Origin of the sequence: Chitinophaga sp. GbtcB8 (assembly GCF_019091455.1) — a bacterium.
In the GTDB taxonomy this organism is placed as follows: Bacteria; Bacteroidota; Bacteroidia; order Chitinophagales; family Chitinophagaceae; genus Chitinophaga.
The window spans coordinates 128,856-143,949 of the sequence record NZ_JAGXJN010000011.1; the positions used below are offsets into that span (position 1 = coordinate 128,856).

Below are 15,094 nucleotides of genomic sequence, written 5' to 3' on the forward strand. Positions count from 1 at the left end.
TATAAAGACTTTCTGTTTTCGTATTACTGCCTGTTGTTAAAGATGCTTAACAACAAACGGCTTTTGCTTTCTGCTTTACGCCTGCTGCATACAGCACTACTATCAGCCAGTAAAAAGCTTAACAGCAAACCGTTTTTGCTTTTGCTTTCCGCATAACACAACCAGTAAAACGCTTAGCAACAAACGGCTTTTGCTTTCTGCTTTTTGCTTTCCGCTTTTAGCCTTTAAAAACCGTATTCTCAACAGGCAGCCGCTCAAAATATTGGTACGCCAGCTCTATTGTTTCCACCAGGATGGCATTCTCCGTAGCCTTCAGATCTGCAGTGCTCCATTTCACCGGGTAAGCCTGTACTACTTTCCATACGGCTACCTGTGAATCGGCTTCGTCCAGTAAGGTTATTACCAGGTCTGCCGGTTTAAAGTCATAGATCACTACAGTGAAGTAGGTTTTGAGCGCATCCTTTAACCAATCCAGCAGCGCAGTGTTGGTAAGCAGTCCGCGCTTCAGGATCAGGTTAGGATACTTGGCCCTTTTGGGCAGCTTGTAGGTAAAGCGGTTCTCACCGCCTTCCCGCAGCTCCTCTGTTTCTACTTCAAAAGAAAGGCCGCTGACCTCCTGGAAGCGCTGTTCCGTATCGCTATCCGCTCCGCTGACGCCCATAAATTCAACGCGGAAATGAAACCCCGTTGGTGGATAATAAGCCGACATTGCTTAGGCGGTTTTTAATGTAATGCCCTCGTGCGCCAGGTCTACTGACTCTATGGCAATATCGTTGCCGGAAGCTTTTAAGCCCGGACCTTCGCATTTCACCGGCCATGCCTGGGCTATGCTCCATATAAATACGGGCGCGCCTTCGTCATTCAGCAGGGTAATTACCAGGTCGCGGCGCTCTACGTTAGGCTGGCCGCTGTTATTAAGCCAGTTGTACAGCTCAATGTTAGCAGTTACCATCCCTTTTTTCAGGGTAATGTTGCCCGCCTTTTTCAAACCTGGCCTTTTCAGCGGCAGGGTAGTGCCGGACATTAAACCGTCGCGGTACTCAATTGCCTGCACTTCCTGTGATAAGCCGCTTACTTCAGAGAAACCTATATTATCTCCACCCCAGGATACGCTGAAATGGAAAACCGTTAATGGATACGCCATTGTATAAAGAATTTAATTTTTAGTAATTGTTGAATAAAGTGCTGTGAACCGTTTTATCAGGAGGCTTGCATGATCTGCACAAACTGCAGGATTATAAATTCACCCGGTCTTGCAACAGCCATCTTAATTTCCACGATCATGCGCCCTTCCAGTATATCCACGGAGTTCATGGTTTTGCCCAGACCTACATTTACCTGGAATGCCTGCTCCGGTTTAGCGCCGGCCAGTGCACCATCCCTCCATTTCAGGAACAGGTAGTTTTCTATCATGGCTTGTACCTTGGTCCAGGTGCTGGCGGTATTAGGTTCAAATACTACCCAGTTGGTGGATTTCTTGATGGATTCTTCGACTACGCTGAAGAAGCGGCGTACGTTAATGTACTTCCAGTCATTGCTGTTACCATCCAGGGTTCTGCCGCCCATTACCACGGTGCCAAAACCGGGCATGCTTAAAATAGCATTCACGGATTTGCCGCTGGTGGTGTTAATGTTCAGGGAGTCCTGCTCACCGCGTGATACGTTCACCAGCGGTTTTATTACATCCACCAAACCTACGTTGGCAGGGGCTTTCCATACGCCGCGGTCGCGGTCTGTTCTGGCGTACACACCAGCAATAGCAGCAGATGGCGGCAGTGCAATGGTGTATTTGCTGTACTCTGCCTGGATAGCATTATACAGGGTAGAGGCGGTTGCTTTCAGGGCAGAGAGCAATCCTTCTTTATTATCCGCACCGGTAGCATCCACACCGTTTATTTTATGATCATTCAGCTGCAGGTTGTCAAAATCAAATGCGTAGGTGTAAGCAGTACGCACCCAGGGATAGTATACTGCTGCATAACGGGTAGTATCACCTACGGGGATGGTGGAAATGGCAACATCTACATCTGCCTGTACAGAAGATGGTGTTTTAGGAACCGTAGTAGCCTTGGTGTCCAGCACTGCAAAACGGTCTTTCAGGGTAGATGCCTGGTCGATCATTTTTGAATTAATGCTCTGGAATTCCCCATCAGAAGCCAGGTACACGGCTTCGGGCACTACCAGTATGGTCGGTACATCTTCCAGGGCTACCAGGTCAAGGCCTGCTTCCAGATCTCCCTTGGTAGGCGCTGTGCCGTAATCGCCTACAGATACAATGTAACATTTACCACCGCCGTTGGCGAAGAACAGTTTTACGGCATGGTAAAGAATGTGCTTGCGCAGGTTAGCTGCATTGGGGGTAACAGTTACCTTGTAACCGGTGGTCACAGTGCCGGTGCGTAGTTCATTCACAGCTATCGTAATATTCGCGCCATCTTCCTTTTCAGGGCCGCCGAAGTAAGTTACATATTCGCCCCAGCTGCTAATGGGGGTAGGTACTTTCAGCAGGTCGCCGGTTCCCAGCGAATCAGCTTTTTGCGTGTAACCAACAAATGCGGGGACTGCAGATTCTACTTCTGCAATGGATGGTGGAAAGGAGGCTATTTCTTCTACATAAACACCAGGGGAACGGTAAGTTGCCATTTTTTTAAAAGTTAAAGTGTTAGAAAAATGTCAGAGTAAATGAATGGGGCGTTAGCGGTATCAATGGCACCGGTAGCAGGGTAGGGCAGGTTAGCCCTTACCACTGCCTCTTTGGCCGGATCGCCAATATATTTTTTAAGCGTAAGGCTTAAGGTATCATGGGTAGCGCTGGAAGCGGAGTAATAGTTTTCCTGCAGGGCCAGCGCGTTGTCCGATACCATCTCAATAGCAGTATCGGTAGTGGTGGTCCGGTGGAAATGGATATTGGTATCATTGCTTACAATGTTTAGCTGGTTCAGGAAAGCCGCTTTGTCTGCAGGGCTCATGCCGGCCATTTCCAGGAACAAAGGGCTGTTAGGCTGCAGGCTCAGGGTATACCGCCAGATGGTGGGGCGGTTCACCAGGCGGATCTTATACTGCGGGCGCTCCGGCGTTAAGGAACGGTCGGCCTCAATAATGCGGTAATTTGCATCCAGTAAAGCGGACAGGGATATTTCTACCACGCCGAACAGCGGGCCGGTACTGATGTTGCCGGGAAAATAGAATTCATCTTCCTGCACATGATTGATCCACAGCTGGCAAATGCCGGAAGGTAAAGGCGTAAGATCGAACATCACATCAGAAGCGCCGCTTTGCGTAATAATATTCTTTTCACCCAGGTTGGCGCCGCTCAGTAAATGTTTAATGATGGCGGTACCCGGTGCTACTGGTGTAGTACTGTGAAAGGTGTAGGCCGCATTGCTGGTTTTAATAGTATCCGGTTCTGCTGCGCCGGTAGCGGCTTTGCTCAGGTGCAAATTATTACGCGTGGCAGCAGCATCCACTACGCTGTTGCTGAAGTAGTAGATATGATCTGCGGCGGTTTGTACCGGCAGCTCATCAAAGTTTAACAGCTCCGGGTTTTTAAGCAATGCCAGGAAAGTGAGCTTGTTGCCCTTTTTAGCGGCAAAGCGCAGCAGGTCGTTGCCGCCGGCTGTTTGCCCAAATATATTGGCCAGTAGGGTAAAGCCGCCGTTAGTTGGGGTGGGTTTAAACAGCAGGTCCATGCTGCTCATAATGCCACGGCTTTCCGGTGTAGGCACAAACGTTATATCCGTAACAGGATCTGCTTTGTATTGCTTACATACTTTATTGGTGTAAAACAATTGTTCTACGGATAAAGTAAACAGTTCGGTGTATTTAACCTGCATGCCATTCATACATAACAAGCGTTAGTTTTCTTTAAAGTTGAGTTCTTTGATGCCGGGTGTTTTATCCTTGCCTTTGGTATCAAATACAGTAAGCATATTCATTTTATACACCAGGCTGGGGAAGTATTTGCCGCCCAGCATAGCCCATAAATTATTTTGCTGTTCAAAGGAAAGATTATAGAGCTTAAAGGTGAGCCGCTCAATCAGCTGCCAGGGCTTGTTCACAGGATCTGTAACGCTTGCGTTCAATGCGGGGTAACGTTGCTGATCAAATACGGGGTTAGCCTGGAAAAAGCTGGCTACGTCTGAAAGATCGCGCAGCGCCGTTTCATAGTGGCCGTTGTGTGCAATGAACAATATCAGCAGGTCCAGCTCCACCGGGGGATTCAGACGCATGAACTGTTTATCGTCCGTAGGCACATAGTAGGGGCGTTTGCCTTCACGGCGTTCTTCTTCCACGCCGGCCATCATAATGGTAACGTGCGTGGTGTCGGTAACATTTAATTCACCGGTAGGCTTTATGAGCGGCTTCAGTTCCACAACGTTGCCGGCGCTGTAGTTTGCAGGGTCCTGCTCACGTTCCACTATATAAGCTTCCAGCTCTTTTTTAATAAATTCCAGTGAGGTGCGAATCATCTATCAATTGGGATTAATAGTCAAGTGATACCAATAAATTAATTGGATAAAAAGAATGGATTTGATCTGTGGTGCACACGATATCACATATGTCCATTTGGGCAGGACATAGCAATAACAACAATAAACATCATATAGCTTTAGCTACACAACTTTGGGGAACCAGTAAAACCTAGCTGATATTTAAAAACCTGACGAGTGATTTGGAGTAAACAATCTATTTTGAAGTAAACAATCTGATTTTTGGAGGTCAACCATTACTGCGCCAATGTCAACAGCACAGTGGCAATATTACGACAATTTTTTAATTCTCCAATTTTTGATGAAAAATTTTTCCGCCACAGAAAGTTGAATGAAAGTTGCACGCTATGAAAGTGAATGCGTACAATATATAGTTTTGTTTTACTACAAAATTTATTTTACTCTGTTAAGCGGCTGCTGTTGCTTATACCCGTGATACCTGCTGCCCTGGCGCTTCCTGTGCCATGCCGCTAAACAAATAAGGCTATTGCATAAGCGCATTGTCGTCATTGTGAGGCGCAGTATAAAGAAGCAATCCCCTGAATGAAAGGCAGGAGATTGCTTCAGCATGCTCCGCACAAAGCCGTGTTATGCTTCGCAATGACGGTGATAAAGTCATACATCACACCACTTCCCTGAACACCACAATACCGTTATGGCCGCCAAAACCAAAGGTATTGCTCATAGCTACTTTTACTTTTTTCTCAATGGCCTGCCCGGTAATAATTTGCATGCCTGCAGGTATAGTCGGGTCTAATGTTGTAGTGTTAATAGTAGGCGGTACTACGCCGTATTTTATACTCAGGATGCAGGCAATAGCTTCTATTGCGCCGGCTGCGCCTAATAAATGCCCGGTCATGGATTTGGTAGCGCTGATGTGTAAGTGGGAAGGGTCACTGCCAAACAGTTTTGTAATAGCAGCTATCTCACTCAGGTCGCCAACAGGGGTGGAGGTGGCGTGCGCATTCAGGTAATCTACCTGTGTTGCATTTAATCCTGCATCCTCCAATGCCAGCTGCATAGCGCGTAAAGCGCCCAAGCCTTCGGGGTGCGTAGCTGTCATGTGATACGCATCTGCCGTCATGGAAGCGCCTACTACCTCTGCATAAATATGTGCGCCTCTTGCTTTGGCATGTTCATATTCTTCCAGCACTAATGCACCGGCGCCTTCACCCATCACAAAACCATCGCGCTCCACATCAAAGGGCCGTGAAGCAGTAGCCGGATCATCGTTGCGGGTAGACATTGCCTTCATAGCACAGAAACCGCCTACCGATGCTTCTGTTATGGGCGCCTCAGCGCCGCCGGTAATGATCATTTTGGCTTTCCCCAAACGGATGTAGTTCAGCGCATCCATAATAGCGGTATTGGAAGTAGAGCAGGCAGAAACCGTTGTGTAGTTAATGCCCATTAAGCCGTATTTAATAGAGATCATACCTGCCGCCATGTTGGCAATGAGCTTAGGTACAAAGTAGGGGCTGAAGCGCGGGTTAAAACCGCCTTGTGTATATTCTTTAACCTGCTCTTCAAAAGTTTGCATACCACCCTGTCCGGAGCCAAAGATAACACCGGTATCAAATGGATCCATGCTGCTGAAGTCCAGGCCGGAATCTTTAATAGCTTCATCTGCAGCAACCATTGCGTATTGTGTAAAGGGATCGCTTTTGCGGATGTCTCCTTTATCCAGCAGATCCTGCGCATTAAAACCTTTTATTTCCCCGGCAAACTGTGTGCGGAAGCGGCTGGGGTCAAACTTGGTGATCGTGGCCGCACCGCTTTTGCCGGCGCTGAGCCGTTCCCAGAACGTAGCTGCATTGTTGCCGATAGGCGTTAAAGCCCCTAATCCGGTAATAACTGCTCTTTTCATCTGAAGTGGTTTGATGGTTTATGATTTTGTACAGGCCATTGCCTGTGTAATTGTAAAGTGTTGTTATATCAGGTCTTTGGCCAGCTGTTTGCTCATGCGCTGAAAAGTGCTGCCGCCCAATACCCGTGAAAATAATAATGATGATAACAGGTTGGAAAGCACCATCAGGGCCCGGTCATATGCTTCGCCTTCAAAATGTAAGCGCTGCTGCGCCCTGCCTTTTTCCAGGCATTGCGTCATCCATTGTAATATGCCGGTGCACATTTCCTGTACCTTGGCCTGCATAGGCGCCGGCAGCGTATCATAATCCGGTGTTAAGGAACCTACCAGGCAAATGGTGCCCAGCTTATAGCGCTGCTGAAATACATCTATGAGCTTTCTTAGCTGCTGGTCCTCCGGCATTTTTTCCCATTTGCGTATGTGCAGGGCAAGGTTTTTCAGCTCCCGTTCAATTACGCTGATCCCCAGGTCGCCCTTGGTAGGGAAGTGGTAATGAACGGCCGCGTTCTTAATGGCCAGGGGGGCCGAAATATCGGCATAGCTAAAGGCATTAAAACCTTTTGTGCGGATCAGATGATCGGCCAGGTCAATGATCTTTTCCTTAGTGGTGTCAGCCATAAAGCAGCATTCAGGCTGCAAATATACTGACTAATTAGTAAGTAAGCAAATGCCGGGGCCTTCAGCCCGGTTTCAGGGCTCCCGCCTATATATAAGAAAATGATAAAATAATGTGTATCTTATCCCGTAAAATTCCACTGTACAACAGGAACGGATCAACGTTAATCAATCAACCCACACATGAACAAAAAATTATTTACCGGCTGCCTGGTAGCCGCTTTAGGCGGACTGTTATTCGGGGCAGATACCGCGGTGATCTCCGGTGCAGAGCAGGCTATTAAAGAAGTATTTCAGCTGGATGGTTTCTGGCACGGGTTCACCAATTCCATTGCTTTAATAGGTACCATTGCTGGCGCTATTGGCTGCGGTATTCCGTTGGATAAATACGGCCGTAAAAAGGTATTGATCCTGGTAGGCATCTTTTATATTGTATCTGCATTAGGCTGCGGCCTGTCGCACTCCTGGCCGGCTTTCCTGATCTATCGTTTTATTGGCGGCTTAGGTATTGGCGCATCTTCCGTAGCGGGGCCCATGTATATTTCAGAAATAGCGCCGCCCAAGCTGCGTGGCAGGCTGGTAGCATTGTTCCAGTTTAACATTGTGCTGGGTATATTGCTCGCTTACTTTTCCAATTACTTTATTAACAAGTGGGTAGCTACCGATGCATGGCGCTGGATGTTAGGCGTGCAGGCCGTTCCGTCTTTATTGTTCCTGGTATTATTATACCTGATACCTGAAAGCCCGCGCTGGCTTATGAAACGCCAGCGTACTGCGGAAGCGCGTGAAGTATTGCTTACATTAGGTAATGCGGATGCTGATGTAATTGTAACTGATATTGCAGAGTCCCTGAAAGCAGAGAACAGCGGGCATACAGAGAAATTATTTACGCGTAAATTCTCCTTCCCGGTCATGTGTGCTATCCTGTTAGCCACGTTCAACCAGTTCTCCGGTATAAATGCCATCATGTATTATGCGCCCCGTATTTTTTCTATGACGGGCCTGGCCCGCGATACCGCCCTGTTACAGGCGGTGCTCATAGGCGTTACCAACATGGTGTTTACTATTATCGCTATGTTTGTGATCGATAAATTTGGCAGAAAAACATTGCTGATAGCCGGCTCCATAGGTATGATCCTGTTCCTGGGATTAACAGCCCGCGCCTTTTACCTGCATGATTTTGGCGGTTACCTGGTGCTTGTTTACCTGGTAGGTTTTATTGCCAGCTTTGCATTTTCACAGGGCGCTGTAATATGGGTATTCCTGGCAGAGATCTTCCCGAACTCCGTGCGTGCCAAAGGGCAGGCGCTGGGCAGCTTTACGCACTGGTTCTGGGCCGCTGTAATGACCTGGTTATTTCCTATTGTGGCAGAGCTGCCTTTTGGCGGTACCCTGGCATTCAGCTTCTTTTGCGTAGCCATGGTGTTACACCTGTTATTTGCCGTAAAAATGCTGCCGGAAACAAGGGGTAAATCACTGGAAGAGCTGGAAAAAATAGTATTGCGGTAAAAAGTATCAATCATTTATTAACGCAATTAGCAGTTACAGGTGTAGCATTCCAAACGTAAAACCCAATTCGTAATTGATAATTCGTAATTAAAATTGACCTGCTGGTAAATACACCCGCAGGTCATTTTTTTTATGCTAATGATTATGTAATCTTTCCCCGTAATTATGTAACAATTATATAAACCCAACGCCGGACCTTTGTATACTATTATGCCGGCTTATACACTACATATTAAAGGAATGGTTTGCCCGCGTTGTATCTCTACCGTACAACAGGAGCTTACTGCAGCAGGCCTGCAGGTATCCCATGTTGAACTGGGCAGCGCAATCATACAATCCGCTACACCACCCGATCTGAATGTTATTGCAGCAACACTGGAACCCTTAGGTTTCAGCCTGCTGGAAAATAAAAACCAGCAGCTGGTTAAGCAGGTAAAAGAAGCGGTTACTTATATATACTCCGGTGAATTTGATTTCCCGCCGCAGTTCCGTTTTTCAAAATGGGTAGCAGAAAAATTATCACGCTCTTATGATATCCTGAGCGCTGTTTTTTCAGCAGCAGAAGATACCACGCTGGAAAAATACATCCTGGCCTACCGGGTTGAGAAGGTAAAGGAGCTCTTAATATACACACCCGCTACGCTGGCTGACATTGCTTTTCGTTTAGGCTTCAGCAGCGAGGCGCATTTATCCCGCCAGTTCAAGGCATTAACCGGCCTTACCCCATCTTATTTCATAAAGATCCGTAAAGAGCGGGCAGGACGTAATACTAATTATCCTTTTCAGAAGGTTTAAAAAGTCTGCGGTCTAATTCCAAGGGCTCATAATTCACAACGTTCACCAGGTCATAATAACGGGGAAAAAGCGGATCCAGCAAATAGTTGAACTCATTTGGCAACACAGCAGAACGTACTTTAAAACCCAGGTATTTCTTGTCTTTAAACAATTGATCCCCGATCCTGCGCAGGGCCAGGGTTTCCGGCAGACGCCAGTCTTCAATTAATTTATCGTCGGAAAGCGTGTAGATGGGGGCATTATCTGCAATCTCAATTTCCATAGTATATAAGCGGGGCGGCAGTTCCGGCTGGTCATAATGCACCAGGTTTTCCAGCAGTGCCAGCGACCGGCTTTCACTGGTATACAGCATAAAGGTTCCGGTTGAGTTCCAGCGGCCGCCGGCCAGGTAAGCACCTTTGCCAGAGAGGTCTTGTGCCCTTTCTGCGGTTTTTACAATGCGGTAAACAGTCATGACAATACAACTTCGATCATGAGAATATGGTTAATGAGAGAGAGATATGTTTGTTTAGGAGAAAATACCTTCTTCAATGCGGGTTAAAATATTGTTGACCAGCTTAATACCCGTAGGGGTACCCAGCAGCTCAAGCGGCTTTTTATCGCCTAAGGCGCGGTTATCTTTAGACAGCCAGCGGTTCAGTTTGTCCTGATCTTCAAACACCTTCATACCGTGGGCTAATGTGCTCGCCATTTCAATGACTTGTGAAGAGACTACTTTATCCATGCGGTCGTCAAGTTTTTTTCGTTCTAGTGTTTTGGTGGACAGATCTACCAGATCCGCCATTTCCCTCATCGGGATATTCATAAACCTGGCAATGTTTGTAAGGCAAACCTTAGGCAAACCCAGGAAGCTAAGCTCTACATAATCCATGTCATTTTTAGGAATAAGAGCTTCATCCGCCTCAAAATTTCCGCCTAGTATATACCATGTAACTCTATCCTGGTCATCCCACATACCACTGGTATCACCTCCCTTATTAGCAATAGAGCTGCTGTTTTTGGCTTTGGGATAAATGTGCAGGCGTGCCTGGCCGGATAAATTTAGCTCAATAGGCGCTACCGGATTAGTTTTACCAGCTTTTGATGGAACATCCCCCTCTTTACCTGTTTTTGAGGCATCACCCATACCACCCCTTGATTTAGAGGTATTCCCTGCTTTAGATGTATCACCCTCCGCCTTCATAAAACGTACATTTTACCCAAATCTACCCCCTTTTTGTCGCTTTTCCAACAACTAATCTTAAAATTTTTCCCCTTTATAGTATAAGAGGCCTGCCCATAGGAGGCAGTAACTTTGCATTAAATAAAAGAAGGTAAGATGACAACCATAACAACAGGCAGGCAGAAAGAAAGCAGCGCAGCGGTTAACGCGGCGCTCAGGAAAGATACCTTTCCGGTATTGGAAATGACCTGTGCGGCCTGCGCCATCAGCGTGGAGTCTATGCTGAAAACAGCCGCCGGTGTGCAGGATGCCGGCGTAAATTTTGCCAACCAAAGCGCCTGGGTATTATATGATCCTAACATAGCTACCCCGGAATCCTTACAAAATACCGTTCGCTCCATTGGCTACGACCTGGTAATTGATATTGCTAACCAGCAGGAAATAAAAGAAACCGCCCAACAGCAATACTATCAAAAGCTGAAAATAAGAACTATATGGTCATCGCTGCTGGCGCTGCCGGTAGTGGTGATCGGTATGGTTTTTATGAACATGCCTTATGCTAACTGGATCATGCTGGTACTGGCTACGCCGGTAGTATTTTACTTTGGCCGTAGTTTCTTTATCAATGCCTGGAAACAGGCCCGCTTCCGCAAAGCTAATATGGATACACTGGTAGCGCTCAGCACTGGTATTGCCTGGGTGTTCAGCGTATTTAATACAGTATACCCTGCTTTCTGGCACCAGCGCGGCTTGCATGCGCATGTATATTTTGAGGCTGCCGCAGTGGTCATTGCATTTATTTCCTTGGGCAAGCTGCTGGAAGAAAAAGCAAAGTCCAACACTTCTTCCGCCATTAAAAAGCTGATGGGCTTGCAACCCCAAACCGTTACCATAGTACATCCAGGCGGCCATATGCAGCAAATGCCTATTGCCCAGGTAAAAGTGCAGGATATACTACTGGTAAAACCCGGCGAAAAGATCCCGGTAGATGGTGTAGTGATCAGTGGCGGATCTTATATAGATGAAAGCATGATCAGCGGAGAGCCGCTGCCCGTAGGCAAAACCGCCGGCGATAACATCTTTGCCGGCACCATTAACCAGCAGGGTAGCTTCCAGTTCCGGGCAGAAAAAGTAGGAGGGGATACCGTATTGGCCCGCATTATAAAAATGGTGCAGGAAGCGCAGGGCAGTAAAGCCCCGGTGCAAAAGCTGGTAGACAAAATAGCCGGTATTTTTGTACCGGTAGTAATAGGCATTGCTATTCTCACTTTTGGTGTATGGATGATAGCCGGTGGCGCACATGCCTTTACGCATGGCTTGCTGGCCGCAGTAACCGTACTGGTAATTGCATGTCCATGCGCATTGGGCCTGGCCACACCTACCGCTATTATGGTAGGGATGGGTAAAGGCGCCAGCCACCATATGCTTATCCGCGATGCAGAGAGCTTGGAGCTGGCCCACCGGGTAAATGCCATTATCCTGGATAAAACCGGCACCATTACAGAAGGCCGGCCCGCGCTCACAGATACCCATTTCATAAACGATACCGCAGCCTGGAAACAGGTATTGCTGGCTATGGAGCTGCAATCAGAACACCCGCTGGCAACCGCCATTGTAAATGGTTTGCAGCAGCAGGGCATACAGCCGGTAGGCATAAATAACATTACCAGCATTACAGGTAAAGGAATAGCCGCCGTGTATGAAGGGATCACCTACCGCATAGGTAACCTCCGTTTCATGGAAGACCATAACATTCAAATGAATGCAGGCCTGGCAGCCAAAGCACAGGCCTGGCAGGCATCTGCTAAAACTGTTATTGCGTTTGCTGCTAACGCGGAAGTGGTAGCTGTATTGGCTATTGCAGATAAAATAAAAGCTACCTCCAAAGAAGCCATTACCGCCCTACAGCAACAGGGTATAGCGGTGTACATGCTCACCGGCGACCAGGAGCAAACTGCCGCCGCCGTAGCTAAGCAGGTAAATGTGCAGCATTATAAAGCCGGGGTAATGCCCGCAGAAAAAGCCGCCTTTGTAAAAGAGCTGCAGCAGCAGGGTAAAATAGTGGCTATGGTGGGCGATGGTATTAACGACAGCCATGCGCTGGCCCAGGCAGATGTAAGCATTGCTATGGGCAAAGGATCAGACATTGCCATGGATATAGCTAAGATCACCCTCATTACCTCCGATCTGAACACGCTGCCCAAAGTATTGCGCCTGTCACGCAAAACAGTACGCACCATCCGGCAAAACCTTTTCTGGGCCTTTATTTACAATATCATAGGTATTCCGCTGGCAGCAGGGATCTTATATCCTTTCAACGGGTTTTTATTAGACCCGATGATTGCCGGTGCGGCCATGGCATTAAGTTCCGTGTCAGTGGTCAGCAATAGCCTGCGGTTAAAATTGTCAACATTATAAAAGCATAATAGTATGGAAACGTTAAAATTCAAGACAAACATTAAATGTGCCGGTTGCATAACAACCGTAACACCTTTCCTGGATACAGTAGCAGGTAAAGATAGCTGGACCGTGGATACACAAAACCCCGACAAAACACTGGTGATCACTACAGATAAGACCATCACCGGGGCCGATGTGATCCAGGCTTTACAGCAGGCCGGCTATAAAGCAGAAAATATATAAGCAGCTAAAAGAATGTAAAATGTAAAATTTTAAATCATAAATGTAAAAGTAAAATGCCCTGAGCACAAGCCTGTAAACGGTATCGCGGTATTCTACTTTTACATTTATCTCGTTCATAAAGTCTTTTAAATGGCCTCTGTGAACCTCCTTCGTCGGTTTGAAATTTTGCATTTATGATTTTACATTCTTTTTATACAGCCGCCTGTAAGTATTAAAAAATAGTATCTTTGTTCTCTTATGAAGCGATTCATTGCTGTTATATTAACCATCCTTTACATGAGCACCGCCATGGGCGCCACTGTGCAGTTACATTACTGCATGGGCAAGCTGGTATCATGGGAGCTGGGTAGCAGCATAAAGGATCATTGCGCGGGCTGTGGTATGAAGCTGCCCGCCAAAAATACCAGCAAAAAGAAATGCTGTCAGGATGAGTACAAGGAAATAAAGCTGAAAAAAGACCATCACAACCCGGCAACAACTGCAGGGGTTATGGTTCCTCTGGCCTTAGAAGCCACCCCTGTAACAATGTATACTTTACAGGTTATGCCGGTAGCTTCCCTGGCAGTTACCTTTCCTGTAGCGCAGGCGCCGCCGGACCCTGGCAATACATCTGTTTTCCTGCTCAACTGTAATTTCCGCATCTGATATACCCCCAACGCCGTTAATCTCTCTTAACGGGATCTTTCCCTTTTTAATTTTTCCTTTTACTTTTTTACTTAATGTTATGGTACATAAGATCATTTCATGGTCGTTACGTAACCGTTTTATAGTGCTTGTGCTGGCAGCTGCATTATTTGCCTGGGGATTTTTTGCCGTCAAAAAAAATCCCATAGATGCCATTCCCGACCTGTCAGAAAACCAGGTGATCGTATTTACGGAATGGATGGGCCGTGGTCCCCAGCTGGTAGAAGACCAGGTTACCTACCCGCTGGTAACCAGCCTGCAGGGCATTTCCAAAGTGAAATATGTGCGCGGCTCCTCCATGTCCGGCATGAGCTTCATCTTCGTGATCTTTGAAGATGATGCAGACATCTATTGGGCACGGGAACGGGTACTCGAAAAGCTAAGTACCATTACCCGTCAGTTACCGGAGGGCGTAGCACCCACGCTGGGCCCGGATGGTACGGGTGTAGGCCACATTCTCTGGTATACGCTGGATGCGCCGGATGTGGTCCTGGGCGGGCAACGCGCTATCCAGGTCTGGTACGTGAAATTTGCCCTGCAAAATGTACCTGGCGTAAGTGAAATAGCTTCCTTTGGCGGCGCCCAGCAGCAATACCAGGTTACAGTAGATCCTAATAAGCTGCTTTATTATAAGCTGGGTGTAACAGATGTGATCAACGCCATACGCACCAATAACAATGAATCCGGCGGCCGCAAATTTGAAATGAGCGGCATTGGTTACATCATCAAAACCAGCGGTTACCTGCAATCCATAGAACAGATCCGCAACATACCGGTAAAGAACCAGAACTCCATTCCCATTCGTGTAGCAGATATTGCCAGCGTACAGATGACCGGCGAAACCCGCCTGGGTATTTTTGACCAGGATGGTAAAGGCGAGCGGGTAGGCGGCATTGTGGTAATGCGGTATGGCGAAAATGCAGATGCCGTCATTGACCGCGTAAAAGCTAAAATGAAGGAAGTGGCTAAAGGCCTGCCCGCAGGAGTGAAGTTTGATATTGTGTACGACCGTGGTACGCTTATTAAAGAATCTGTAAGCTCCATTAAACGCACGCTCATAGAAGAAATGATCGTAGTATCAGCCGTGGTGATCATTTTCCTCTTCCACTGGCGCAGCGCGCTCAGTATCATTATCCAGATCCCCATTACGCTGGCAGCCAGCTTTATTCTGCTGAATGCTTTTGGTATTTCTTCCAACATTATGTCCTTAACCGGTATTGCGCTGGCTATTGGGGTGATAGTAGACAATGGCATCATTATGAGCGAGAATGCCTACAAACACCTGGCAGAGCGGTATGCAGCGTACCTGGATCAAACAAAAAAATAACT

General features: G+C 47.2%; 15 protein-coding genes. 6 read left to right on the forward strand and 9 right to left on the reverse strand.

All coding sequences use genetic code 11. The features are described 5' to 3' along the window. Positions 1-217: 217 nt before the first annotated feature. The 7 genes from KVT36_RS12585 to KVT36_RS12615 form a co-directional block, all read right to left on the reverse strand. Positions 218-709 carry a phage tail protein gene (locus tag KVT36_RS12585; protein ID WP_217603853.1) on the reverse strand — a complete coding sequence of 164 codons (492 nt, stop codon included), beginning with the start codon at positions 707-709 and terminating at the stop codon, positions 218-220. Positions 710-712: 3 nt separating this feature from the next. Continuing rightward, positions 713-1,144: a phage tail protein gene (locus KVT36_RS12590; RefSeq protein WP_217603854.1), complete on the reverse strand. Its 432-nt coding sequence runs from the start codon at positions 1,142-1,144 to the stop codon at positions 713-715. Positions 1,145-1,200: 56 nt separating this feature from the next. Then, positions 1,201-2,643 carry a phage tail sheath C-terminal domain-containing protein gene (locus tag KVT36_RS12595; RefSeq protein WP_217603855.1) on the reverse strand — a complete coding sequence of 481 codons (1,443 nt, stop codon included), beginning with the start codon at positions 2,641-2,643 and terminating at the stop codon, positions 1,201-1,203. Positions 2,644-2,654: 11 nt separating this feature from the next. After that, positions 2,655-3,842 (reverse strand): hypothetical protein, encoded by a 1,188-nt coding sequence (locus KVT36_RS12600; protein WP_217603856.1) that lies wholly within the window; start codon positions 3,840-3,842, stop codon positions 2,655-2,657. Positions 3,843-3,854: 12 nt separating this feature from the next. Beyond that, positions 3,855-4,469 carry a DUF4255 domain-containing protein gene (locus KVT36_RS12605; protein ID WP_089909369.1) on the reverse strand — a complete coding sequence of 205 codons (615 nt, stop codon included), beginning with the start codon at positions 4,467-4,469 and terminating at the stop codon, positions 3,855-3,857. 643 nt (positions 4,470-5,112) lie between these two features. After that, positions 5,113-6,357 carry a beta-ketoacyl-ACP synthase II gene (gene fabF / locus KVT36_RS12610; RefSeq protein WP_217603857.1) on the reverse strand — a complete coding sequence of 415 codons (1,245 nt, stop codon included), beginning with the start codon at positions 6,355-6,357 and terminating at the stop codon, positions 5,113-5,115. A gap of 63 nt (positions 6,358-6,420) precedes the next feature. After that, entirely contained in the window at positions 6,421-6,975 is a 555-nt protein-coding gene (locus tag KVT36_RS12615; protein WP_217603858.1) for a TetR/AcrR family transcriptional regulator, read from the reverse strand. Positions 6,976-7,155: 180 nt separating this feature from the next. Here KVT36_RS12615 and KVT36_RS12620 point away from each other — a divergent pair, with 180 nt between their 5' ends. Together KVT36_RS12620 and KVT36_RS12625 are read left to right on the forward strand one after the other, a co-directional pair. Then, on the forward strand, positions 7,156-8,481 hold the full coding sequence (locus KVT36_RS12620; RefSeq protein ID WP_217603859.1) for a sugar porter family MFS transporter: 1,326 nt from the start codon (positions 7,156-7,158) through the stop codon (positions 8,479-8,481). Between the two features lie 198 nt (positions 8,482-8,679). Then, a complete protein-coding gene (locus KVT36_RS12625; protein WP_217603860.1) occupies positions 8,680-9,276 on the forward strand; it encodes an AraC family transcriptional regulator in 597 nt (198 codons plus the stop codon). Here KVT36_RS12625 and KVT36_RS12630 read toward each other — a convergent pair. Beyond that, positions 9,251-9,730 carry an RES family NAD+ phosphorylase gene (locus tag KVT36_RS12630; RefSeq protein ID WP_217603861.1) on the reverse strand — a complete coding sequence of 160 codons (480 nt, stop codon included), beginning with the start codon at positions 9,728-9,730 and terminating at the stop codon, positions 9,251-9,253. The two genes, KVT36_RS12625 and KVT36_RS12630, sit on opposite strands and share 26 nt — an antisense overlap. A gap of 54 nt (positions 9,731-9,784) precedes the next feature. After that, positions 9,785-10,459, reverse strand: coding sequence for an antitoxin Xre/MbcA/ParS toxin-binding domain-containing protein (locus KVT36_RS12635; RefSeq protein ID WP_217603862.1), 675 nt, complete (start codon positions 10,457-10,459; stop codon positions 9,785-9,787). A 135-nt stretch (positions 10,460-10,594) separates the two neighbouring features. Here KVT36_RS12635 and KVT36_RS12640 point away from each other — a divergent pair, with 135 nt between their 5' ends. From KVT36_RS12640 to KVT36_RS12655, 4 genes are all read left to right on the forward strand, one after another. Further along, positions 10,595-12,856, forward strand: a complete 2,262-nt coding sequence (locus KVT36_RS12640; protein WP_217603863.1) for a heavy metal translocating P-type ATPase — start codon at positions 10,595-10,597, stop codon at positions 12,854-12,856. Positions 12,857-12,868: 12 nt separating this feature from the next. Then, on the forward strand, positions 12,869-13,081 hold the full coding sequence (locus KVT36_RS12645) for a heavy-metal-associated domain-containing protein (protein ID WP_217603864.1): 213 nt from the start codon (positions 12,869-12,871) through the stop codon (positions 13,079-13,081). 237 nt (positions 13,082-13,318) lie between these two features. After that, a complete protein-coding gene (locus KVT36_RS12650; RefSeq protein ID WP_217603865.1) occupies positions 13,319-13,726 on the forward strand; it encodes a hypothetical protein in 408 nt (135 codons plus the stop codon). A 79-nt stretch (positions 13,727-13,805) separates the two neighbouring features. Then, positions 13,806-15,092 (forward strand): efflux RND transporter permease subunit, encoded by a 1,287-nt coding sequence (locus KVT36_RS12655; protein WP_217603866.1) that lies wholly within the window; start codon positions 13,806-13,808, stop codon positions 15,090-15,092. Positions 15,093-15,094: the final 2 nt, after the last annotated feature.

Coding starts and splice junctions, on each gene's coding strand:
- KVT36_RS12585 (WP_217603853.1), bottom strand. CDS start 709: ATGTCGGCTTATTATCCACCAACGGGGTTTCATTTCCGCGTTGAATTT.
- KVT36_RS12590 (WP_217603854.1), bottom strand. CDS start 1,144: ATGGCGTATCCATTAACGGTTTTCCATTTCAGCGTATCCTGGGGTGGA.
- KVT36_RS12595 (WP_217603855.1), bottom strand. CDS start 2,643: ATGGCAACTTACCGTTCCCCTGGTGTTTATGTAGAAGAAATAGCCTCC.
- KVT36_RS12600 (WP_217603856.1), bottom strand. CDS start 3,842: ATGAATGGCATGCAGGTTAAATACACCGAACTGTTTACTTTATCCGTA.
- KVT36_RS12605 (WP_089909369.1), bottom strand. CDS start 4,469: ATGATTCGCACCTCACTGGAATTTATTAAAAAAGAGCTGGAAGCTTAT.
- fabF (WP_217603857.1), bottom strand. CDS start 6,357: ATGAAAAGAGCAGTTATTACCGGATTAGGGGCTTTAACGCCTATCGGC.
- KVT36_RS12615 (WP_217603858.1), bottom strand. CDS start 6,975: ATGGCTGACACCACTAAGGAAAAGATCATTGACCTGGCCGATCATCTG.
- KVT36_RS12620 (WP_217603859.1), top strand. CDS start 7,156: ATGAACAAAAAATTATTTACCGGCTGCCTGGTAGCCGCTTTAGGCGGA.
- KVT36_RS12630 (WP_217603861.1), bottom strand. CDS start 9,730: ATGACTGTTTACCGCATTGTAAAAACCGCAGAAAGGGCACAAGACCTC.
- KVT36_RS12635 (WP_217603862.1), bottom strand. CDS start 10,459: ATGAAGGCGGAGGGTGATACATCTAAAGCAGGGAATACCTCTAAATCA.
- KVT36_RS12640 (WP_217603863.1), top strand. CDS start 10,595: ATGACAACCATAACAACAGGCAGGCAGAAAGAAAGCAGCGCAGCGGTT.
- KVT36_RS12645 (WP_217603864.1), top strand. CDS start 12,869: ATGGAAACGTTAAAATTCAAGACAAACATTAAATGTGCCGGTTGCATA.
- KVT36_RS12650 (WP_217603865.1), top strand. CDS start 13,319: ATGAAGCGATTCATTGCTGTTATATTAACCATCCTTTACATGAGCACC.
- KVT36_RS12655 (WP_217603866.1), top strand. CDS start 13,806: ATGGTACATAAGATCATTTCATGGTCGTTACGTAACCGTTTTATAGTG.